The 21,060-nt window shown below is 73.4% G+C and carries 15 protein-coding genes; 9 read left to right on the top strand and 6 right to left on the bottom strand.

The genetic code is table 11. From position 1 onward, the window contains the following. Nucleotides 1–90: 90 nt before the first annotated feature. The 3 genes from AMK26_RS09930 to AMK26_RS09940 form a co-directional block, all read right to left on the bottom strand. Nucleotides 91–318 carry a DUF3107 domain-containing protein gene (locus AMK26_RS09930; protein ID WP_073754137.1) on the bottom strand — a complete coding sequence of 76 codons (228 nt, stop codon included), beginning with the start codon at nt 316–318 and terminating at the stop codon, nt 91–93. An 85-nt stretch (nt 319–403) separates the two neighbouring features. Further along, the gene (locus AMK26_RS09935) at nt 404–1,045 is read right to left on the bottom strand and encodes a TetR/AcrR family transcriptional regulator (RefSeq protein ID WP_073754138.1); all 642 of its coding nucleotides are present in this window, start codon (nt 1,043–1,045) and stop codon (nt 404–406) included. A gap of 145 nt (nt 1,046–1,190) precedes the next feature. Next, entirely contained in the window at nt 1,191–1,415 is a 225-nt protein-coding gene (locus AMK26_RS09940; protein WP_073754139.1) for a hypothetical protein, read from the bottom strand. A gap of 141 nt (nt 1,416–1,556) precedes the next feature. Between AMK26_RS09940 and AMK26_RS09945 the strand changes: the two genes are divergently transcribed. The 7 genes from AMK26_RS09945 to moeZ all read left to right on the top strand — a co-directional run bounded on the left by AMK26_RS09945 (nt 1,557) and on the right by moeZ (nt 10,274). Continuing rightward, on the top strand, nt 1,557–2,528 hold the full coding sequence (locus tag AMK26_RS09945) for an alpha/beta fold hydrolase (RefSeq protein ID WP_073754140.1): 972 nt from the start codon (nt 1,557–1,559) through the stop codon (nt 2,526–2,528). An 8-nt stretch (nt 2,529–2,536) separates the two neighbouring features. Further along, the gene (locus AMK26_RS09950) at nt 2,537–3,790 is read left to right on the top strand and encodes a DUF3152 domain-containing protein (protein ID WP_073754141.1); all 1,254 of its coding nucleotides are present in this window, start codon (nt 2,537–2,539) and stop codon (nt 3,788–3,790) included. A gap of 196 nt (nt 3,791–3,986) precedes the next feature. Then, the gene (locus AMK26_RS09955) at nt 3,987–5,684 is read left to right on the top strand and encodes a DUF3492 domain-containing protein (RefSeq protein WP_073754142.1); all 1,698 of its coding nucleotides are present in this window, start codon (nt 3,987–3,989) and stop codon (nt 5,682–5,684) included. A 385-nt stretch (nt 5,685–6,069) separates the two neighbouring features. Beyond that, on the top strand, nt 6,070–7,167 hold the full coding sequence (locus AMK26_RS09960) for a hypothetical protein (RefSeq protein WP_338015568.1): 1,098 nt from the start codon (nt 6,070–6,072) through the stop codon (nt 7,165–7,167). Nucleotides 7,168–7,298: 131 nt separating this feature from the next. Beyond that, nucleotides 7,299–8,282: an NAD-dependent epimerase/dehydratase family protein gene (locus tag AMK26_RS09965; RefSeq protein ID WP_073754144.1), complete on the top strand. Its 984-nt coding sequence runs from the start codon at nt 7,299–7,301 to the stop codon at nt 8,280–8,282. Beyond that, nucleotides 8,270–9,034: a spherulation-specific family 4 protein gene (locus tag AMK26_RS09970; RefSeq protein WP_073754145.1), complete on the top strand. Its 765-nt coding sequence runs from the start codon at nt 8,270–8,272 to the stop codon at nt 9,032–9,034. Before AMK26_RS09965 ends, AMK26_RS09970 begins: the two co-directional genes overlap by 13 nt. A gap of 61 nt (nt 9,035–9,095) precedes the next feature. Next, on the top strand, nt 9,096–10,274 hold the full coding sequence (gene moeZ, locus AMK26_RS09975; protein WP_073754146.1) for an adenylyltransferase/sulfurtransferase MoeZ: 1,179 nt from the start codon (nt 9,096–9,098) through the stop codon (nt 10,272–10,274). Nucleotides 10,275–10,339: 65 nt separating this feature from the next. Here the strand turns inward: moeZ and AMK26_RS09980 are convergent, their stop codons facing one another. From AMK26_RS09980 to AMK26_RS09990, 3 genes are all read right to left on the bottom strand, one after another. Beyond that, nucleotides 10,340–11,944, bottom strand: coding sequence for an alpha/beta hydrolase (locus AMK26_RS09980; RefSeq protein ID WP_073754147.1), 1,605 nt, complete (start codon nt 11,942–11,944; stop codon nt 10,340–10,342). Between the two features lie 56 nt (nt 11,945–12,000). Next, nucleotides 12,001–13,506, bottom strand: a complete 1,506-nt coding sequence (locus AMK26_RS09985) for an alpha/beta hydrolase (protein ID WP_241837876.1) — start codon at nt 13,504–13,506, stop codon at nt 12,001–12,003. A 240-nt stretch (nt 13,507–13,746) separates the two neighbouring features. Then, complete coding sequence (locus AMK26_RS09990; RefSeq protein ID WP_079277528.1) at nt 13,747–16,389, bottom strand: lysylphosphatidylglycerol synthase domain-containing protein; 2,643 nt, start codon at nt 16,387–16,389, stop codon at nt 13,747–13,749. 179 nt (nt 16,390–16,568) lie between these two features. Here AMK26_RS09990 and AMK26_RS09995 point away from each other — a divergent pair, with 179 nt between their 5' ends. Continuing rightward, the gene (locus tag AMK26_RS09995) at nt 16,569–16,970 is read left to right on the top strand and encodes an MGMT family protein (protein WP_073754149.1); all 402 of its coding nucleotides are present in this window, start codon (nt 16,569–16,571) and stop codon (nt 16,968–16,970) included. 149 nt (nt 16,971–17,119) lie between these two features. Beyond that, on the top strand, nt 17,120–21,052 hold the full coding sequence (locus AMK26_RS10000; protein ID WP_073754150.1) for a UvrD-helicase domain-containing protein: 3,933 nt from the start codon (nt 17,120–17,122) through the stop codon (nt 21,050–21,052). Nucleotides 21,053–21,060 lie beyond the last annotated feature (8 nt).

Here is a 21,060-nt window from a genome sequence, read left to right on the forward strand (position 1 = left end):
TGCGCGTGAAACGCAATCCTCGTCGTGGGGCACGTGAAAGGCCCGGCGGGAGCAACCCCGCCGGGCCTTCGCGTCGTACTGCCGTACTGCTCAGAGCGCCCCGAAGCCCACCCGCGGCTTCGCCGGCTCGCCGATCTCCACGTAGGCGATCCGGTCCGTCGGCACCAGGACCTTGCGGCCCTTGTCGTCCGTCAGGCTGAGCAGCTGCGTCTTTCCGGCCAGCGCGTCGGTGACCGCGCGCTCCACCTCCTCGGCGGACTGCCCGCTCTCCAGAGCGATCTCCCGGGGCGCGTGCTGCACGCCGATCTTGACCTCCACGGCTATGTCCCTCCGAACGGTCAGCGTTGCGCGGTCAGCCGCGCCGTACGCTGCACACATTAGCCCGGAGAGACGACACCGATCATCAGTGGGATTCCGAGCCGTGCAGCGGGAAGCCGGCGATGCCCCGCCACGCCAGCGACGTCAGCAGCTGGACCGCCTTCTCGCGCGGGATCGCCGACTCGCTGGACAGCCAGTACCGCGCGACCACCTGGGAGACGCCGCCCAGGCCCACGGCCAGCAGCATCGACTCGTCCTTGGACAGCCCCGTGTCCTCGGCGATGACCTCCGAGATCGCCTCCGCGCACTGCAGCGAGACCCGCTCGACGCGCTCGCGCACCGCCGGTTCGTTCGTCAGATCCGACTCGAAGACGAGGCGGAAGGCACCGCCCTCGTCCTCCACGTACGCGAAGTAGGCGTCCATGGTGGCCGCCACGCGCAGCTTGTTCTCCGTGGTGGAGGCGAGCGCCGTGCGCACGGCCTGGAGCAGCGACTCGCAGTGCTGGTCCAGCAGGGCCAGGTACAGCTCCAGCTTCCCGGGGAAGTGCTGGTACAGCACCGGCTTGCTGACGCCGGCGCGCTCCGCGATGTCGTCCATCGCGGCCGCGTGGTATCCCTGTGCGACAAACACTTCCTGGGCGGCGCCCAGGAGCTGGTTGCGTCGGGCTCGGCGCGGCAGGCGCGTGCCCCTCGGGCGCGCCGCCTCTGTCTGCTCGATGGCTGTCACGCCGCCTCCCAAAATCGATCCTTGCGCGCTGTGCGCCGCGCCCGCCATCGTACTTTTGGGTAACCCGGCTGTGCGCGCTGCGAGCGCAGAATTTCACGTACCGGACGCGTGGGGTAGCCGGAGATTCAACATTAAACCGACCAAATCAGCGGTAGTCGTCCTCGTCCATGGTGACCACGCGGGTCTGTTCAGCCGCGTCGGCCTCGTTCACCACGCCCGGATCGATCCGGGTGAGCGGGTCGTCGGTGCGCTGCTGCAGCTCGGTGTGCTGCTCGGCGGCGTCGGCCTCGGGCGTCTCCTCGTCCAGCGTCACGGTCGACTCGGTGGTGTCGGCTTCGAAGGTTTCCGGTTCGTTCGGGTCGACGGTCATGGGCTCCCTTTCACATGGGCGGGCGGGGGCCTGGGCGAAATGCCCTCACGTATGAGCCTATGAGGTACCCCTTCTACGCGCTATGCGATCTGTGACGGCGAACACATCGGTGCCTGCGTGATCGTCTCGTAACATTGCCGCATGTCTTCGACCGAGCTGCCGGAATCCGTCGCCGCCACCGCGGCGGGCCCGCGGGTGAGCGCCGTACGGGTCGCGGAGGGCGAGCGGCTGCGCTCCGTGACGCTGCCCGGACTGACGCTGAACGTGCGCCACCGGCCGTCGGACCGCACGGGGCTGCCGCCCGCTCTGTACGTGCACGGGCTCGGCGGCTCCTCGCAGAACTGGTCGGCCCTGATGCCGCTGCTCGAGGACGTCGTGGACGGCGAGGCGGTCGACCTTCCCGGCTTCGGTGACTCCCCGCCGCCGGACGACGGCGACTACTCCGTCACGGCGCACGCGCGCGCGGTGATCCGGCTGCTGGACTCCGCCGGGCGCGGAGCCGTCCACCTGGTCGGCAACTCGCTGGGCGGCGCCGTCGCCACCCGCGTCGCGGCCGTCCGCCCCGACCTGGTCCGTACGCTGACGCTGATCTCGCCCGCGCTGCCGGAGCTGCGGGCGCAGCGCGGAGCCTGGCCCACGGCGCTGCTCGCGCTGCCCGGCGTCGCCTCCCTCTTCACCCGGCTCACCCGGGACTGGACGGCGGAGCAGCGGGTGCGCGGCGTGCTCGGGCTCTGTTACGGCGACCCCGGGCGGGTCAGCGACGAGGGCTTCCGCAACGCCGTGGAGGAGATGGAGCGGCGCCTGGCGCTGCCGTACTTCTGGGACGCGATGGCCCGCTCGGCGCGCGGCATCGTGGACGCGTACACGCTGGGCGGTCAGCACGGGCTGTGGCGGCAGGCGGAGCGCGTGCTCGCGCCGACGCTGCTGGTGTACGGGGGGCGCGACCAGCTGGTCTCGTTCCGCATGGCGCGCCGGGCGTCGGCCGCCTTCCGCGACTCGCGGCTGCTGGCGCTTCCGGACGCCGGGCACGTGGCGATGATGGAGTACCCGGAGACGGTCGCGCAGGCCGTACGGGAACTGATCGACGGCAGCGACGACAGCGACGGGAGCTGATCCGGGGCGTGGGACGACATAGTCGTAAAGGCCCCGCACCTCAGGGCTCCGAGCAGGCCACGGGCGCGGTGCGAGAGGGGGCGCGTTCGGGTACCGGGCGCCGGCGCAAAGCCTCCGCGGCACCTCCCGAACCGCACCACCAGCACCAGGGCCAGGGCCAGCAGTATGTGCGGGGCGGCCACCCCGAGCACCACGAACCGGGCGGTGGCTGGGGCGAGCCCGGCCGGTACGGCGACTGGCGTGGCGCACCGACCCGGCCGGCCCCCTCCGCGGCCCCGTCCACGGTCCCGGCGACCGGAGTGGGCGCCGGCGCGCGGATACCGGGACCCCGGCGCGACTTCGTCGAGGCCTTCGACGGCGCCCCGCCCGGGACGGCGCCCGAGGAGCCCCGCCTCCAGGAGGACGACCCGAAGAGGGGCGGGGGCGGCCGGAGCGGCGGCGGCAGGGGCCGTACGTTCACCGGCATCGCGGCCGCCGCCGTCACCACCGTCCTCGCCGTCGTCGTGGCCGGTCAGGTCACCGGCGTCGGGCCGGGCGGTTCCGACTCCCGCTCGGCGGGCGAGAGCGCCGGCCGCGCGGCCGACGCGGGCACCGGGGCACGGTCGGACCGTTCCGACGAGCGCCCCGCCCCGCCCGAGGCCGCACGGCGCGCCGCCCCGCCGACGTACGCGCAGCTGATGGCCAAGCGGTTCCCGCTGGACCCGCGGATGAAGGGGTCCGGCGAGTTCGAGGTCGTGCCGGGCACCGACAAGGCACCGGGCAAGGGCCGCAAGGTGCGCTACCGGATCGACGTCGAGAAGGGGCTCGGGCTCGACCCCGCGCTGTTCGCGCGGGCGGTCCAGCAGACCCTGAACGACGACCGCAGCTGGGCGCACGGCGGCGCCATGACGTTCGAGCGGGTCTCCAGCGGTGAGGCGGAGTTCGTGATCACGCTGGCGAGTCCGGGCACCACCGGGGTCTGGTGCGCCAAGTCCGGGCTGGACACGACCGTCGACAACGTCTCGTGCGACTCCGCCGCCACCGAGCGCGTGATGATCAACGCGTACCGGTGGGCACAGGGCTCGGAGACGTACGGGGCCGACGCGATGCTCCCGTACCGGCAGATGCTGATCAACCACGAGGTCGGGCACCGGCTGGGGTACAACCATGTGAACTGCCGTACGCCGGGCGCACTGGCGCCCGTGATGCAGCAGCAGACCAAGTCGCTGGAGGTCGAGGGCATCAAGTGCCGCCCCAACCCGTGGGTCTTCCCCGGCGGTTGACCGGTCGGTCGATCGGGCGAATTCGCCTGTAGCGCGTCGAAACGCGACGGGTGCAGGAAAGTTACGAGCATTCACCCCTTCCGGTGGCGCAACGGACAACCGTCCATCACGCCACCGGCATATCCGCTTACGTTCTTCCCGCTGTGAGTCGCCGGACCAACGGTGGCCGCACACAAGGGAGATCGGGGGTGTACTCGTGCGGATCGGACTGCTCACCGAGGGTGGATACCCGTATGCGTCGGGTGAGTCCAGGCTCTGGTGCGACCGGCTCGTGCGCGGGCTCGCGCAGCACGAATTCGACGTCTACGCGCTCAGCCGCAGCGCGCGGCAGGAGGACGGCGGCTGGGTCCCGCTCCCGCCCCAGGTGCAGCGCGTGCGTACGGCTCCGCTGTGGGGCCCCGATGGCGTTCCGCGGCACGGCCGCGCCTATGGCAGGCGTGAGCGCCGGCGCTTCGTCACCTGCTTCAAGGAGCTCGCCGCCGCCCTGTGCGGACCGGGGGAGAGCGGGACCGGCTTCGCGGAAGGGCTGTACGGGCTGGCCGAACTCGGCCGGGAGTACGGGGGCCTCCCCGCCGCCCTCCGCTCGGAAGCCGCCGTTCGCGCCCTGGAATCCGCCTGCCGCGCGGGTGGTGCGCGCCGGGGCGTGCACGGCGCCACCGTCCCCGACCACCTCGCCTTCGCCGACCGGCTGGAGCGCGCCCTGCGCCCCCTCTCCCTCGACTGGTACGGCGAGGACGGCGGCCTGGGTGCGGTCGATCTCTGCCACGCGGCGTCCGGCGGCACGGCGGCCCTGCCCGGACTGCTGGCCAAACGCTTCTTCGGCGTTCCGCTGCTGGTCACGGAGTACGGCGTACAGCTGCGCGCGCACTACCTCGCGGCCGCCGACGCGCCGCTGAGCGCTCCCGTGCGCGCCTTGCTCGCCGCCTTCCACGGGTGCCTGGCCGCCGAGGTGTACCGGCAGGCCGCCCTCATCACGCCCGGCAACACCCACGCGCGCCGCTGGCAGGAGAGGTGCGGTGCCGAGCGTGCCAAGCTGCGCACGGTCTACCCGGGCATGGAGGCCGAGCGGTTCGCGGCGGTGGGCGAGGGAGCCGACAGCGGCGATCCGCGCACGCTGGTGTGGGTCGGCCGGATCGAGCCCGCCAAGGACCTCGTCGGGCTGCTGCACGCCTTCGCGGAGGTACGGAGTCAGGAGCCGGAAGCGCGGCTCAGGGTCGTTTCCTCGGCGCCCGCCCGCGCCGTCGAATCGGCCACCTACCGCGCGCACTGCGAGGCCCTGGCAGCCCAGCTTTTCCCCGACGAGGCCGCCGACGCGCATGCCGTCGGCGACAATCCCGTGTCCTTCGAGGACCTCGGCGGCCCGTACGCTCCCGACCTCACCGACGCGTACGCCGCGGCCGGCGTGGTCGTCCTCTCCAGCGTGGTCGAGGGTTTCCCGGTCGGGCTGGTCGAGGCCATGCTGTGCGGGCGCGCCACCGTCTCGACGGACGTCGGCGCGGTCGTCGAGGTCATCGGTGGTACGGGACTGGTCGTGCCCCCGCGCAATCCGCGGGCGCTCGCCGACGCGTGCCTGGCGCTGTTGCGCGACCCGGCGCGCCGCGAACGGCTGGGCGCCGCCGCACGCGCCCGCGCACTCGAACTGTTCACGGTGGAGCAGAACCTCGCGGCATTTCGCGGCATTTACCTGGAGCTCATCTCCCACGCGCCCGTGCGCCGCGACGCCGAGACCGTCGGCGCGGACGGCGAGCCCCTGCCGTTCGCGCACCCGGCCGAGGCGTACGTGCCGGGGCACTGGACGGGACGCGGACCGGGTGGCGCGACGACCCCGGCCTGGGCGGACCCGGTGGGCGCGTACGCGGCCACGGGCGCGGGGAGGGTGGACGGCCATGTCTGACGGAGGCACACGCACGGGGCCTGCCGCTCGCCCCACCTGGGACAGCCGGGCGGAAGCGGTCCTCTCGGAGCCCGCGCTCGGGGCCGCTCACGACGAACCGTCCGGCCACCACGGCCCGGTGCGGGCGGCGTCCGGCGCCGGGGCACCCACCCCCGGCGCCCCAGTCACCCCGCCGACGGGCGCACCTCACACGGGCGGACGCCGTACGGCGGCTGGACCGGGCGGGATGGCCCGACCCGGCGGGGTGGTCGAGCCCGTGGCGGGCGCGGCGGGGCGCGGTACGGCGGGCGTTGTCGGCGTGGCGGCTGGACCCGGCGGGGTGGGCGGCCCAGCGGGCGGGCGCGGTGCGGGGGGCGGTCGGCGTGCGGGTGCCGCCGCTGTCCGCGTGGGTGAGGGACAGCGCGCCGGGGTGGTCCGGCGAGGGCCGGCCGATCCGGTGAAGGCGTTGCTGCACCGGCACCGGGAGTTGTGCGAGCGGGCGGTCGACCCGCTGGAGATCGCCGCCGGGCTGGAGGCCCACGGGGTGACCGACCGCACGGCTGCCCGGTTCCGGCACCGGGACGTGTTCTCGCTCGCCGAGGAGCTGTACGCGCGCGTGCCGCGCCGTGACGACAGCGCCTGGACACGGCCCGCCTCCGTACCCGGCACGGCAGCCGCGGCAGCCGCGCTCACCGGCTGGGTCGTTCTGCTGCCCGGCGCCCTGGGCGCGCTCACCGTCGCGGGCCTCGCCGCCACCGGCGGGCCGCTGAGGGCGGCCGTCGGCGTGGCCGGCGCCGTGGGGCTCGCCGTGGCGCTCACCGCATGCCTCCGCCGCGGGCCGCTGCGCGCCGCCGGGCGCTCGGCACCGGGCACGCGCGCGTGGACCGGGTTTCTGCTCGCGTACGCCGTGTTCGGCGACGGCCTGCTGGACCAGCTCCTCATCGGCGGCCCCGACGGGACCTGGCCCGCGGCCACCGCGCCGCTGCTCGCCCTCGCCGTCGCGGTCGCCCCCGCGGCCTGGTGCGCGCACCTGTTCGCCGTACGGGCACGGCGCGGACTCGCCGGCAGCCGCGGCCTGAAGGACTTCGCCGCCGGAACCCGCCCCCTGCTCCTCGCGGTCGTCGGGCTCTACACCGCCGCCCTGACCGGTCTGCTCGCGCTCGTGGGCACCGTTCTCGACAAGGGCTCCGTCAGCGGCGGTGCCCTGGCCCTCGGCACCCTCCTCTTCCTCGCCCGGCTGCTCACCGTCCACGGCTTCGCCGGAGCCGCCGCCACCGGGCTCCTCGCCGCCTCCGCCACCGAGGCGCTCGCCCTCGCGTCCGTCCTCGCCGCCCGCCTCCCCGGCTGCGACGGGCTCGCCCGCCCCGTCCAGGCGGCCGTCGACAGCTGGGGTGCCGCAGCCGTGCCCACGCTCGCGTGCGGCGCTGCCGCCCTCGCCCTGCTGGCGCACGCCACCGCCGTACTCGCCCGGGCCTCCGCCCATGCCGACGCCACCGTCACCTGACCCGGCGGCTCCGGACCCGGCCCGTACCCGCGTACACCTCTTCACCCCCTTCATCAGCACATCCACAAGGAGACAACGGACATGACCCCCCAAACCCCCGCAACAGCCGGTCGGCGCGAAGGGGGCGCGCGATGAGGGTGCTGCTGCTCGGTGCCAATGGATTCATCGGCCGCTTCGTCGCCGACCGGCTCCTCGCCGACCCGGCCGTCCACCTGACCGCCCTCGGGCGCGGCGACGACGCCGACGTACGCTTCGACCTCGCGGGCGGCAGCCCCGGTGCGCTGACCCGGTTCCTGGACGCGGTCCACCCCGGTGTCGTCATCAACTGCGCCGGGACCACCCGCGGCGGCGCCCGCGAGCTGACCCGGCACAACACCGTCGCCGTCGCCACCGTCTGCGAGGCGCTGCGCCGCAGCGGCTGCGGGGCGCGTCTGGTCCAGCTCGGCTGCGCCTCCGAGTACGGGCCCTCGCAGCCCGGCTCGTCCACCGCGGAGGACGCGGTGCCGCGCCCCGGCGGCCCGTACGGCGTGTCCAAGCTGGCCGCCACCGAGCTGGTCCTCGGCGCCGGCCTGGACGCGGTCGTCCTGCGGGTGTTCTCGCCGGTCGGCCCCGGCACCCCGGCCGGGTCGCCGCTCGGCCGGCTCGCGGAGGCCATGCGGCGCGCCATGCAGTCCGGTGACGGCGAGCTGAAGCTCGGCGGCCTCGGCGTGCAGCGCGACTTCGTCGACGTACGCGACGTGGCGCGCGCCGTGCACGCCGCCTCGCTCTCGGCCGCGCAGGGCATCGTCAACATCGGCACGGGCCGTGCCGTACGGCTCCGCGACGCGGCCGCCGTCCTCGCCAGGGTCGCCGGGTACGGGGGCGCCCTGCACGAGCTGGACGCGCCGAGCAGGCCGTCGCTGTCGGCGATGGGATCCCTGGCGTCCATCGGCGCCCAGCGTGGCGAGAGCCTCCCCGACCAGCCGGCCGCCGGGGCCCATCCGTACCCCGACGGGTGCGGCAGCTGGCAGCAGGCGGACGTGCGTACCGCGCGCGACCGGCTCGGCTGGCGGCCCCGCATCAACCTGGAGGAATCCCTGGCCGACATCTGGATGGAGGCCGCATGCCGCATCTGACCCGTACGGACACGGGGCTCTCCGCGACCGGCGCCGAACGGCTCGGCTTCGGCGTCCCCGGCTACGCCCACCCCTTGCTCGCCCCTGTCGAGTGGGCCGAGCTGACCCGCCCCGGTACGCCCCTGCACTGGGCCGTCCTCAATGTCGCGGACGGCCCGGGGGCCCGGCCCGATCCGCACTGCCTGGAGGCGGCCGGAAAGCTGCGCAACGCGGGCGTCCGGGTGCTGGGCCATCTCGACCTCCGGCACGGCTCCCGCCCGTTCGGCGAGATCGTCTCCGACGCGCACCGCTTCCTGGACTGGTACCAGGTCGACGGCTACCTGCTGGACCGCTGTCCCACGGACCGGGCCGACCTGGCCGCCGTACGGCGTACGACGGCCACGCTGGAGGTGATCCTGGAGCACGCCGACGGAGGGCACCTGGTGCTGGGCCACGGCTCGCACCCGTACCCCGGCTACGCGGAGATCGCCGACCAGCTGGTCACCTTCTGCGGGCCCTGGGCGGAATACCGCTGGTCACAGGTGGCGGAATGGACCGCGGACCATCCACCCGAGCGGTTTGTGCACCTCGTCCACGGGGTGCCGCGCACTCATCTCGAAGAGGCGGTGCGCATCGCCCGCTGGCAGGGCGCCGGGACGATCTTCTTCACCGACCGGAGCGCCGACCGCACCGGACAAAATGATCCATTCGCGGCTCTGCCCGGCTACTGGGACGAAATCGTCTCGCAGATCGGACCAGGTGTCTCGGAATGAGGAGGGCCGTGGCAGTGTTACGGAAGAACAACCGTACTGACTACCGACCAACGGAGTCCCCGTGTCGCTGCCACCCCTGGTCGAGCCGGCTGCCGAGCTCACCGTAGACGAGGTCCGCAGGTACTCCCGCCACCTGATCATCCCGGATGTCGGGATGGACGGGCAGAAGCGGCTGAAGAACGCCCGTGTGCTCTGTGTGGGCGCCGGTGGCCTCGGCTCGCCCGCCCTGATGTACCTGGCCGCGGCCGGCGTGGGCACGCTCGGCATCGTGGAGTTCGACGAGGTCGACGAGTCGAACCTGCAGCGCCAGATCATCCACAGCCAGTCCGACATCGGCCGCTCCAAGGCCGAGTCCGCACGCGACAGCGTGCTCGGCATCAACCCGTACGTGAACGTGATCCTTCACGAGGAGCGGCTCGAGGCCGACAACGTGATGGACATCTTCAGCCAGTACGACCTGATCGTCGACGGCACGGACAACTTCGCCACGCGTTACCTGGTCAACGACGCCTGCGTGCTGCTGAACAAGCCGTACGTCTGGGGTTCGATCTACCGCTTCGACGGACAGGCCTCGGTCTTCTGGTCCGAGTACGGCCCCTGCTACCGCTGCCTGTACCCGGAGCCCCCGCCGCCGGGCATGGTGCCCTCCTGCGCCGAGGGTGGCGTGCTGGGCGTGCTGTGCGCGTCCATCGGCTCCATCCAGGTCACCGAGGCGATCAAGGTCCTGACCGGCGTGGGTGACTCGCTGGTCGGCCGCCTGATGATCTACGACGCCCTGGAGATGCAGTACCGCCAGGTCAAGGTCCGCAAGGACCCGAACTGCGCGGTCTGCGGCGAGAACCCGACCGTCACCGAGCTCATCGACTACGAGGCCTTCTGCGGCGTCGTGTCCGAGGAGGCCCAGGAGGCGGCGCTCGGCTCGACGATCACTCCCAAGCAGCTCAAGGAGTGGATCGACGAGGGCGAGAAGATCGACATCATCGACGTCCGCGAGCAGAACGAGTACGAGATCGTCTCGATCCCCGGCGCCCGTCTGATCCCGAAGAACGAGTTCCTGATGGGCAACGCCCTCCAGGACCTCCCGCAGGACAAGAAGATCGTCCTGCATTGCAAGACGGGTGTCCGCAGTGCGGAAGTCCTCGCCGTGCTGAAGTCGGCGGGCTTCTCGGACGCGGTGCACGTCGGCGGTGGCGTCATCGGCTGGGTCAACCAGATCGAGCCGCAGAAGCCGGTCTACTAGGCCACGCTCTGTGCAGGGGGCTGGATCCGGTTCACGGGTCCGGCCCCCTCCGCTTGTTCCGGGACTCAGGAGCAGGTCTTGCCGCTCGCCGGGACCTTTCCCTCCAGCAGGTAGTCGTTCACTGTGTCCCGCACGCATGTGCTGTCGCTGGTGTACGCGCCATGCCCCTCGCCCTTGTAGGTGAGGAGGACACCGACGCCCGCGCCGAGCTCGTCCGCCATCTTCTTGGCGCCCTCGTAGGGCGTCGCGGAGTCGCCCGTGGTGCCCACGACCAGGATCGGCCCCGCGCCCGGAGCGCTCGCCTCCGGTGTGGCGCTCTCGCCCTTCACCGGCCAGTCGGCGCACCAGCCGGCCGTGTCCCAGGCCATGAACTCGGCGAAGACCGGCGATATCTTCCGGAACTCCGGCAGTAGCGCCTTCGCCTCGGCGGCCGTCGGCCGACTGCTGCTGTCGGCGCACGAGATGGCGCGCTGTGCGTGCGACTGCGTGCCGTAGGAGCCGTCCGCGCCCCGGTCGTTGTACATGTCGGCGAGTCGCAGCAGGGCGTCGCCCCGGCCGGCGTCGGCCTCCTTGAGTCCCTCGGTGAGGTAGGGCCACGTCTCTTCCGAGTACAGGGTCATCGCGATGCCGGTGAGCGCGAGGCTCTGTGTGAGCTTGCGGCCGTCGGCGGTGGACAGCGGCTCGCGGTCCAGCCGCTTCAGCAGCGCCGTCACGCGCGCGTTGCCCGCCTTGGTCCCCTCACCGGTGGACGTGAAGTAGTTGTCCAGCGCCCGCTGGAAACCGGTGGCCTGGTTGCGGGCGTGGCCCGCCGCGTCCGCCGTCGGGTCGACGACCGCGTCCAGGACGGTCCGCCCGACGTTGCGCGGGAACAAGTGGGCGTACGTCCCGCCCAGTTGCGTGCCGTAGGAGAAGCCCATGTAGTTGAGCTTCTTGTCGCCGAGCACCTGGCGCATCAGGTCCATGTCCCGTGCCGTGTTGCTGGTGGTGACGTGCCCGATGACCTTGCCGGACCGCTTGGCGCAGCCGGCGCCGAAGTCGGCACCGTCCTTGAGGAAGGCGGCCTCCTCGGCGGGTGTGTCCGGTGTGAGGTCGACCCGGGCCAGGGAGGCGGCCTGCTCCTTGCTGTCGCGGCACACCACCCCGGAGCTGCGGCCCACACCGCGCGGGTCGAACCCGACGAGGTCGTAGCGGGCGCCCAGCTCCTGGAAATGCTCGGCCGCCTGCGGCATGGCGGCCACCCCGGAGGCACCGGGCCCGCCGAAGTTGAACAGCAGGGAGCCGATCCGGCGGCCCTTGTCGCGGGCCTCCTTGCGGATCAGCGCGATGGAGAGGGTCTCGCCGTCCGGCTTCGCGTAGTCGAGCGGTACCTTCACGCTCGTACAGCGCCATTCCGGGCCGGGCTTCTCGCCGCCGTCGGGTGCCTCGCAGCCGCGCCAGTCCGGCTTCTGGCCGGTGAGCGCGGCGGGCAGGGAGGCCGTCGGACCGGCCGGGGACGTATCACCGCTGCCGCCCGTGCTGCCCGTACCGCCCGTGCTGCCCGTACCGCCGGTGCGGCTGCCGGTGTTCGTGCCGCCGCTGCCGGTCTCGCCGCCGCTGTCGCAGCCGGTGACCAGCCCGGCCACCAGTGCCGCCGCGACCGCCAGGCCTCCGGCCCGTACGCGCATGGACATGTGTCCCCCCAAACTCCTGTACTGGACCGACATCCTAGGCGGGGCCACTGACAGAGCTACGGGCACACGGTCCCCGGCTTCGGCACCGTGCCGTCCAGCAGGTAGGCGTCCACCACGCGCTTCACGCACGCGTCGCCGCTGTTGTACGCGCCGTGCCCCTGGCCCCGGTACGTCACCTCCACGCCGACGCCCTTGCCCAGGGCGGCCGCCATCGCCTTGGCCCCCGCGTACGGTGTGGCCGGGTCACCGGTGTTGCCGATGACCACGATGGGCGCCGAGCCAGGGGCGCTGACGTCGGGGTGCTCCCAGGTACCGGGGACCGGCCACTGGGAGCAGCTGATCAGGCCCCAGCTGATGAAGTCACCGAAGACGGGGGACGCCTCGCGGAACTCGGGGAGCTTCGCCTTCGCCTGGGGCACGGAGAACCGCGCCTTGTCGTCGACGCAGTTGATGGCCGCGTTGGCCGCTTGGACGTTGCTGTAGTTGCCGTTCTGGTCGCGGCCGTTCATGGAGTCCGACAGGGCGAGGAGCAGCCCGCCGTCGCCGCCGTCCGCCTCGTCGAGGCCCTGTTCCAGGTAGGGCCAGTACTCCTTGGAGTACAGGGACTGGATGATGCCGTTGGCGGCCTGGGACTGGGTGAGCTTGCGCTCGCCGAGGCCCGTGATGGGCTTCTTGTCGAGCCGGGCGAGCAGATCGGTGATGAAGCGCTCGATCCCCTTGGCGTCGCTGCCCGGCAGCTTGCACGCGTCCCCGCGCTTGACGCAGTCCTCGGCGAAGTTGTTCAGCGCGAGCTGGAAGCCCTTCGCCTGGCCCAGTGCGCCTTGTTCCGCGCTCCCGGTGGGGTCGACGACGGCGTCGAAGACGGCGCGGCCGACGTTCTTCGGGAACAGGTGCGCGTAGACGCCGCCCAGTTCGGTGCCGTACGAGATGCCGAAGTAGTGCAGCTTGGTGTCGCCGAGCACCTGGCGCATCAGGTCCAGGTCCCGGGCGGCGTTGACGGTGCCGACGTGGGCGAGCATGCCGCCGGAGTTCTCCTCGCAGGCGTCGGCGAACTTCTTCAGCCCCTCCTGGTAGGCGTTCTCCTCGGCCGCGTCGTCGGGTGTGGAGTCGAGCGCGAAGAACGCGTCCAGCTCCGGGTCGTCCTGGCACTCCACGCTGTCGCTGCGGCCGGCCCCGCGCGGGTCGAAGCTGACGAGGTCGTAACGGGTGCGCAGGGTTTCGTAGTCAGTGGCGAAGGAGGGCAGGCCGGTGACGCCCGAGACGCCGGGACCGCCGAAGTTGAAGACGAGGGAGCCGATCCGTTTCGCCGGGTCGGACGCCTTGGCCCGGATGAGCGCCAGCTCGATGGTCTCGCCGCCGGGGTCCGCGTAGTCGAGCGGGGCCTGCATGAAGGAGCACTCCCACTTGGTGCCGCCGGGCAGTGGGGACGGGGCGGTGCCGGTGCCCTCCTGGAGGGAGGGGCCGGGGCACGCGTCCCAGGTCAGCTTCTGGGTGGCCAGCTCCTTGGGCCGGTCCGGGTCCCGGCCGCCTTTGTCACCGTTGCCCGAGCAGCCCGCGGCCATCAGTACGGTGGCGGTGGCGGCGGCGAGCACGGCGGCGGACCGGGCGGCGGACCGCGTGGTGTGCGGGACGGCGGACCGGACGACGGGCCGGGCGGCGCGCGCGGCGGCACGCCGTGGAGTGCGGGTGGCGGCGGGCCGGGCGGCGCGGATGGTCATGGACCCATGGTGCGCCCGGCTCCTGCCCGGCGCCCGTGACGAGGTCCATGCGGGTGGTAGGGCCCGGCCCCCGCGGCCCGTCGGCTACAGCGCGCCCTTCCGGGTCAGGAAGTTGAACGAGAACCACCCCGGCAGCACCGGCAGCCACAGCGTCATCAGCCGGTACAGCAGCACAGCCGGCGCCGCCACCTCCGTGGGCAGGCCGCCCACGGCCACCAGGCCGACGGTCAGCGCGCCCTCCACCGCACCGACACCGCCGGGCGTGGGGGCGGCCGACCCGATGGCGTTTCCGGCGAGGAAGACCACGGCGAGGCTGGCGTAGCTCAGCGGCTGCTCACCGTCGGAGAAGGCCCGGATCGACGCGTCCAGGCACAGCACGAACGCGCCCGTCAGCAGCAGCATGCCGCCGATTCCGGTGAGCAGCTTCATCGGCCGCTGCAGCACGTCCAGCATCCGTGGCACCACGCCCGCGAACAGCGACCGCAGCCGGGTCGAGACGAACTTGCGCAGGGCGGGGATCGCCGTGACCACCAGCACCAGTACCGCGACCGTCAGCAGGCCCGCGATCACGGTTCTGGACGGGGTGAAGTCCTGGGTCTTCTCCGTGCCCGTCAGGTAGCCGAAGGCGAGCAGCAGCAGGATGTGCGCCCCCAGCCCGAACAACTGCGAGGCGCCGACGCTGGCCACCGCCAGCCCGGGCCGTACGCCGGAACGCTGGAGGAAGCGGGTGTTGAGCGCCACACCGCCGACCGCCGCCGGGGCGACGATCTTCACGAACGAGCCCGCCACCTGGGCGACCACCGTCCGCCCGAACGGCACCCGCTCCGGCACGAAGCCCAGCAGGCTCATCGCGGCCGCCACATAGCTGAGCGCGGAGAAGAGCAGCGCCATCGCGACCCAGGCCCAGTCCGCCTGGGCGAACGTGGACACCGACAGCGACGCCTTGGCGATCTGCGAGATCAGGAAGTACGCGGCGATGGCGCCCGCGATGAGGCTGATGAGCGTCCGTGGCCTGATGCGCTCCAGCCGCACCGGTTCCACCGGGGCCTGCGGCCGGATGAGGAGGACCTGCTGCCGGATCTGGACCAGCAGGTCCTCCTCGCGGGCCTCGTCCAGGGCTTCGTCCAGGGCGCGCTTCTCGGCCTGCTTCTCGGCGCGTACGGCCTTGCGGTCGGCGCGCTTCTCCTCCTCGCTCTTCTCCGCGTGGCCCTCCAGCCGCGCCTGTTTGGCCGCCGCCGACGCGGCGAGCACCGCCTCCCGCTCCCGCTGCGCACGCTCCCGCGCGAGTCTGCGCAGGGTGGCACGGGTCGACCGGCTCAGGGCGATGGGCTGGAGCAGCGGCAGGCAGTCGGCGACCCTGTCCGGGCCGAGTGCGTCCACGGCGGCGGCCACCGCGCGCTCCGCCCCCACCCGTAGGCCGAGCGTGGTGAGGAGCTGCGCGATGTCCATGCGCAGGACGAGGTCACCGGCGGCGATCTCCCCGCCCCGGAGATCTGTGATGATCACTTTGCCGGAACGATCCACCAGAAGGGCGTCGCCCGTCAGCCTGCGGTGGGCGATACGCCGCGACTGGAGCGCCTTCACCTGCTGCCAGGCACCCCGCACGACCTGGTCGGTGATCTCGTCGTCCGTCAGGGCGTCCAGGGAACGGCCGCCGAGGTGCTCGTACACGAGCATGACGGCGTCCGGGCCGAGCTCGGCGGTCGCGATCAGCTTGGGCGCGTTGGCGCCGGCGGCGATGGCCGCGTACGCCAGCAGCGCCTCCTGCTCCAGGGCCTGGCGCAGGGACTGCAAGGAGCGGCGGGTGGTGATGCCGCGCAGGGTCAGCCTGCGCCAGACCCGGTAGAAGAAGCCCTGGGCCTGCTGTTCGCGGTCGACGACGGTGACGTCGAGCGGCGGGCCCTCCTCCAGCGTGACGAGATAGCGGCGGCCTCGGTCGCCCTGCTCGGAGGAGTCGGTGACGTCCTCGGCGCGCATCGCGGTGACCGGGCGGAAGCCGACGTGGCGCAGCCCGGCGAGGAGCGTCTGGCCGGTGGGCCGGACGTTCGGGGAGCCGACCGCGTACAGCGTGCCGTAGGCGACGGTCCAGCCGATCAGGATGGTCAGGATGATGGAGAACGGCGTGGTGTAGTCGGCGACCAGCATCGCGAAGGCGTCCAGCAGCAGCACCACCCACAGGGACACCCGCCAGCGCGGCCTGCGGGCCATTCCCACGGCCGTCATATAGGCGATGACGGGAGCGAGGTACCCATGGACGGGGTCGGAGAGGCCGCCCCCTGCCTGGGGTTGTGTCAGTGCCTCCTGGATCGTGCTGGGCGCGGCCCTGGCGACCCACAGGTCGGTGGCGAGGGTGACGCCGTGCGCCAGTACGGCGGCGAGGACGCCGTCCGCGATACGCAGTCCGTCCCGCTTGATCAGCCGCTCGATCGCGAAGGCGACCGGGACGAGCAGGACGGCGATGCTGGAGACGAGCCCGGCGACCTTGACGAACACGTCGGGGGCCTGGCCGGTGCCCTTGCTGATGTCCTCTTCCAGGCCGGTGGTGGTGGCGTGGGCGAAGGCGGCGATGGCGATGACGACGCCGATCGCGAGGATGCCGATGAGCAGGCGCAGCAGGTCGGACGGCCGGTGCACGCGGGCGGCGAGAAGCGGCTCGTCACCGGAGACGCGGTCGATGTTCCTCTCCGCGTTCACGCATACCGTCTCCTTCGTCTCATTCTTCTCCATCGTCTCAGGAGGCCCCGAAGTGGTCGCCACCTCGGGAGGCCGCACATCCTGCCCCTTCGCCGCGTCTGTCTCTTGTCGGTCTCGTATCACCGGTCACCGCCCGGAAGATGGTGGCATGACCGGGCGGTACGGGGGGCCATCAGGGTGCATTGCCCCCGCTGTCGGTGGTGTGGTGCAGGATGGACCGGGTGAGTGCTGAGGAGCTTCCGGAGTACGCGGAACGGGTGCTGGAAGTCGCCGAGCTGATCCCGGCCGGCCGGGTGATGACGTACGGGGACGTCGCCGAGTGGCTCGGCGAGGGCGGCCCGCGTCAGGTGGGGCGCGTCATGGCGCTCTACGGCGGCGCGGTGCCGTGGTGGCGGGTGGTGCGGACCGACGGGCAGCTCCTGCCGGGCCACGAGCTGCGTGCCCTGGGTCACTACAGGGAGGAGGGCACCCCGTTGCGCGAGGCCACGCGCCGGGCCGAGGGCCATCTGCCGCGGCTCGACATGCGGCGGGCGCGGTGGGACGGCGGTGACGGTTCGGGAGGCGGTGGAGGCAGCGGTTCCGGCGGCGGCGCCAGTGTGATGGCTCACAGGTGACAGCTTCGGCCATGCGGCGGCGTGGCGGACAGGGTGGGCATCGTGGGCACGACCGTACGGAGTACGCGTAGCGTCGTCCCGCACAGCGTCCTCACCGCACCCACCCAGCATCCTCAGCACCAGCACACCCACCAGGACCGGCGATCCACGTGAGTTCCTCCTCGATTACCACCGGGCGTACGCCGTCTCGCGGGCGGACCCCGGGCGCGTACCGACTGGTGCGTACCCCGCCGGCTCCCGTGGACCCCCCTCTCCTGGACGCATCGCAGCGCGCTGTGGTTGACCATCCCGGCGGGCCGCTTCTGGTCCTCGCCGGACCGGGCACCGGCAAGACGACGACGCTGGTGGAGGCCGTAGCCGCGCGCGTCGCCCAGGGCACCGACCCGGAACGGATCCTGGTCCTCACCTTCAGCCGCAAGGCGGCCGTGGAACTGCGCGACCGGATGGCGGCGCGGATGGGCGGCGTGCGGGCCCCCCAGGCGACGACGTTCCATTCCTTCTGTTACGCGCTGATCCGCGCCCATCAGGACGCGGACCTCTTCTCGGAGCCGCTGCGGCTGCTGTCCGGCCCCGAACAGGACCTCGCCGTGCGCGAGCTGCTGGCGGGTCAGCTGGAGATGGAGCGGGAGGGCCTGGCCCGTATCCACTGGCCCGACGAGCTGCGGGCCTGCCTGACCACGCGTGGCTTCGCCGACGAGGTACGGGCGGTGCTCGCCCGCTCGCGCGAGCTGGGCCTGGGCCCGCGCGCCCTCGCGGACTTCGCGGCGCGCACGGGGCGGCGGGACTGGTCGGCGGCGGCCGAGTTCCTCGCCGAGTACCTGGACGTGCTCGACATGCAGGGCGTGCTCGACTACGCGGAGCTGGTCCACCGGGCGGTGCCGCTGGCCGGTGCGGCGACGCTGCCCGGCTACGACGCCGTGTTCGTCGACGAGTACCAGGACACCGACCCGGCGCAGGTCCGGCTGCTGCGGGCGCTGGCGGGGGGCGGACGGACGCTGTACGCGTTCGGCGACCCGGACCAGTCGATCTACGCGTTCCGGGGCGCGGACGTCAACGGGATCCTGGACTTCCCCGACATGTTCCGCCGGGCGGACGGTACGCCCGCGCCGGTCGCCGTCCTGACCACCTCGCGCCGCTCGGGCGCCGCCCTGCTGGCCGCCACGCGGCTGCTGACCACCCGGATGCCGCTGCCGCGCCTGCCCGCCGACAAGGCCAGGGCGCACCGGGACCTGGCGGCGGTACGGGACGGCGGCCGGGTCGAGACGTACACCTTCCCGACCCCCTCCACGGAGCTCGACAACATCGCCGACATCCTGCGGCGCGCCCACCTGGAGGACGGGGTCCCGTGGAACGACATGGCGGTCCTGGTCCGCGCGGGCGGCCGCACCATCCCCACCCTGCGCCGCGCCCTCACCTCGGCGGGCGTCCCCGTCGAGGTCGACGGCAACGACGTCCCGCTGCGCCACGAACCGGCGGTGGCCCCGCTGCTGACCGCGTTGCGCGCGGCGGCGACCCCGGCGACCCCGGCGGTGCCGGCCACGGCTCCGGCTCCCGAGCCGCAGGGTGCGGCCTCCGCCCCCGGGACAGCCGCCGAGGGCCGCGCCGTCGCCGGTCCCGACGCCGAACCCGCCGAGCACCGTGCCGTCGCCGGTCCCGGCGGCGAAGGTCCGGAGGACGTCCCCCCTACCGGTGCCGATGACCAAGCCCCCGGGGCACTCGCCGCGACGGGGTCCGGTGACGCGGCCTCCGGGGCCCCCGCCTCCACGGGGGCCGATGACGCGGCCGCTTTGGCCGTCGTCGCCACAGGGCCCGGTGACGCAGCCGCCGGGGCCCGCGTCGCCACGGGGTCCGTCGACATGGCCTCCGGTGTCCCCGCCCCTACGGGGTCCGGTGACGCGGCCTCCGGGGCCCCCACCTCCACAGGGGCCGGTGACACAGTCGCCTTGGCCGTCGTCGCCACCGCGGCCGATGACGCAGTCGCCGGGGCACTCGCCGCGACGGGGTCCGGTGACGCGGCCTCCGGGTCCCCGGCCCCCACAGGGGCCGACGACGCGGCCTCCGGGTCCCCGGCCCCCACAGGGGCCGATGACGCGGCGTTTGACGGACTCGCCGTTCCGGGGAGCGGCGACGAGGCGCACGAGGGCGCCGGCGCGCCGGTGGGGCCGGGCGAAGCGCCCGAGGCCGGCGCCTCCGGGGCGGGGGCCGAGTCGTGGCTCGACACCGAGACGGCGATCAGCCTGCTCGCCTCGCCCCTCGGTGGCATGGACGCCGCCGATCTGCGCCGCCTCGGGCGGGCCCTGCGGGATGAGGAGCGGGCCGGGGGCAACAAGGTCCCGCCGCCCTCCGACGTGCTGCTCGCCCGCGCCCTCGCCGAGCCCGAGCGGCTCGTGACGCACGACCCCTCGTACGCCCGTGGCGCCCAGCGGCTCGGCGCGCTGCTCCGGGACGCGCGCGAGCTCCTCGCCGGCGGCGGCACCGCCGAGGAGGCCCTGTGGCTGCTGTGGAACGGCACACCCTGGCCCGCCCGCCTCCAGCGGGCGGCGCTCCGGGGCGGTGCCGCCGGCCGTAACGCCGACCGCGACCTCGATGCCGTGTGCGCCCTGTTCGACACCGCCGCCCGCGCCGAGGAGCGCACCGGCGGCCGCGGCGCCCTGAACTTCCTCGAAGAGCTCGACGCCCAGGACATCGCCGCCGACACCCTCTCCAAGCGGCCCGTGCGCCCCGATGCCGTACGCCTCATGACCGCCCACCGCTCCAAGGGCCTCGAATGGGGCCTGGTCGTCGTGGCCGGCGTACAGGAAGGCCTCTGGCCCGACCTGCGCCGCCGCGGCTCCCTCCTGGAGGCCGACCGCATCGGCCGCGACGGCATCGCCGAGCCGCTCACCCCGGGCGCCCTCCTCGCCGAGGAGCGCCGGCTCTTCTACGTGGCCGCCACCCGCGCCCGCGACCGCCTCGTCGTCACCGCCGTCAAGGCGCCCGCCGACGACGGCGACCAGCCGTCCCGTTTCCTCACCGAGCTCGGCGTCGAGCCGAAGGACATCACCGGCCGCCCCCGCCGCCCCCTCGCCGTGGCCGCGCTCGTCGCCGAACTGCGCGCCACCACCGTCGACCCCGACGCGTCCCCGGCGCTGCGCGACGCGGCCGCCCGGCGCCTGGCCCGGCTCGCCGCGCTCACCGACGACGAGGGGCAGCCGCTCGTCCCCGCGGCCCACCCCTACCGCTGGTGGGGTCTGTACGAGCCGACCCGCTCGACCGTCCCCCTCCGCGACCGCGACCGCCCCGTCGCGCTCTCCGGCAGCGCCCTGGACCAGCTCGCCAACACGTGTGCCCTGCAGTGGTTCCTGGGCCGCGAGGTCAAGGCGGACGCGCCCGCCACCGCCGCCCAGGGCTTCGGCAACGTCGTCCACGTCCTCGCCGACGAGGTGGCCTCCGGCCGCACCCCCGCCGACCTCGCCGTTCTGATGGAGCGCCTCGACTCCGTCTGGGACGCCCTCGCCTTCGACGCCCCCTGGAAGTCGGCCCAGGAGAAGGAGCACGCGCGCGTGGCGCTGGAAAGGTTCCTGCGCTGGCACGTGATGGACCGTGGCGGCCGCACACCCGCCGCCACCGAGCACGACTTCGACGTCACCCTGGAGGCGGGGGAGTACGAGGTACGGATCCGGGGCTCCATGGACCGCGTCGAGGCCGACGAGCACGGCCGGGCCTACGTCGTCGACTTCAAGACCGGCAAGGCGGCCCCCACCAAGGACGAGGTCGCCCACCACCCCCAGCTCGCCGTCTACCAGCTCGCCGTCCGCGAAGGCGCCGTCGACGAGGTCTTCGACGGCCGCCGCCCGGAGCCCGGCGGCGCCGAACTCGTCCAGCTGCGTCAGGCCGCGCCCAAGAAGGAGGGCGGGGAGGCCCTCCCCAAGGTGCAGGCCCAGGAGCCGCTCAGTGGCGAGTGGGTCGGGGACCTGCTCGCCACCGCCGCCGGCCGCGTACTGGACGAACGGTTCACCCCGGCCACCGGCAAGCACTGCGACCACTGCGCGTTCCGCGCCTCGTGCAGCGCCCGCCCCGAGGGCCGCCACATCGTGGAGTGAGCACGGGT

Source organism: Streptomyces sp. CB03234 (assembly GCF_001905885.1).
GTDB lineage: Bacteria > Actinomycetota > Actinomycetes > Streptomycetales > Streptomycetaceae > Streptomyces.

Excerpts from the sequence above, each read along its gene's own strand:
- AMK26_RS09940 (WP_073754139.1), bottom strand. The coding sequence starts at position 1,415 with ATGACCGTCGACCCGAACGAACCGGAAACCTTCGAAGCCGACACCACC.
- AMK26_RS09945 (WP_073754140.1), top strand. The coding sequence starts at position 1,557 with ATGTCTTCGACCGAGCTGCCGGAATCCGTCGCCGCCACCGCGGCGGGC.
- AMK26_RS09965 (WP_073754144.1), top strand. The coding sequence starts at position 7,299 with ATGAGGGTGCTGCTGCTCGGTGCCAATGGATTCATCGGCCGCTTCGTC.
- AMK26_RS09970 (WP_073754145.1), top strand. The coding sequence starts at position 8,270 with ATGCCGCATCTGACCCGTACGGACACGGGGCTCTCCGCGACCGGCGCC.
- AMK26_RS09980 (WP_073754147.1), bottom strand. The coding sequence starts at position 11,944 with ATGTCCATGCGCGTACGGGCCGGAGGCCTGGCGGTCGCGGCGGCACTG.
- AMK26_RS09985 (WP_241837876.1), bottom strand. The coding sequence starts at position 13,506 with ATGGCCGCGGGCTGCTCGGGCAACGGTGACAAAGGCGGCCGGGACCCG.
- AMK26_RS09990 (WP_079277528.1), bottom strand. The coding sequence starts at position 16,389 with ATGGAGAAGAATGAGACGAAGGAGACGGTATGCGTGAACGCGGAGAGG.
- AMK26_RS09995 (WP_073754149.1), top strand. The coding sequence starts at position 16,569 with ATGGACCGGGTGAGTGCTGAGGAGCTTCCGGAGTACGCGGAACGGGTG.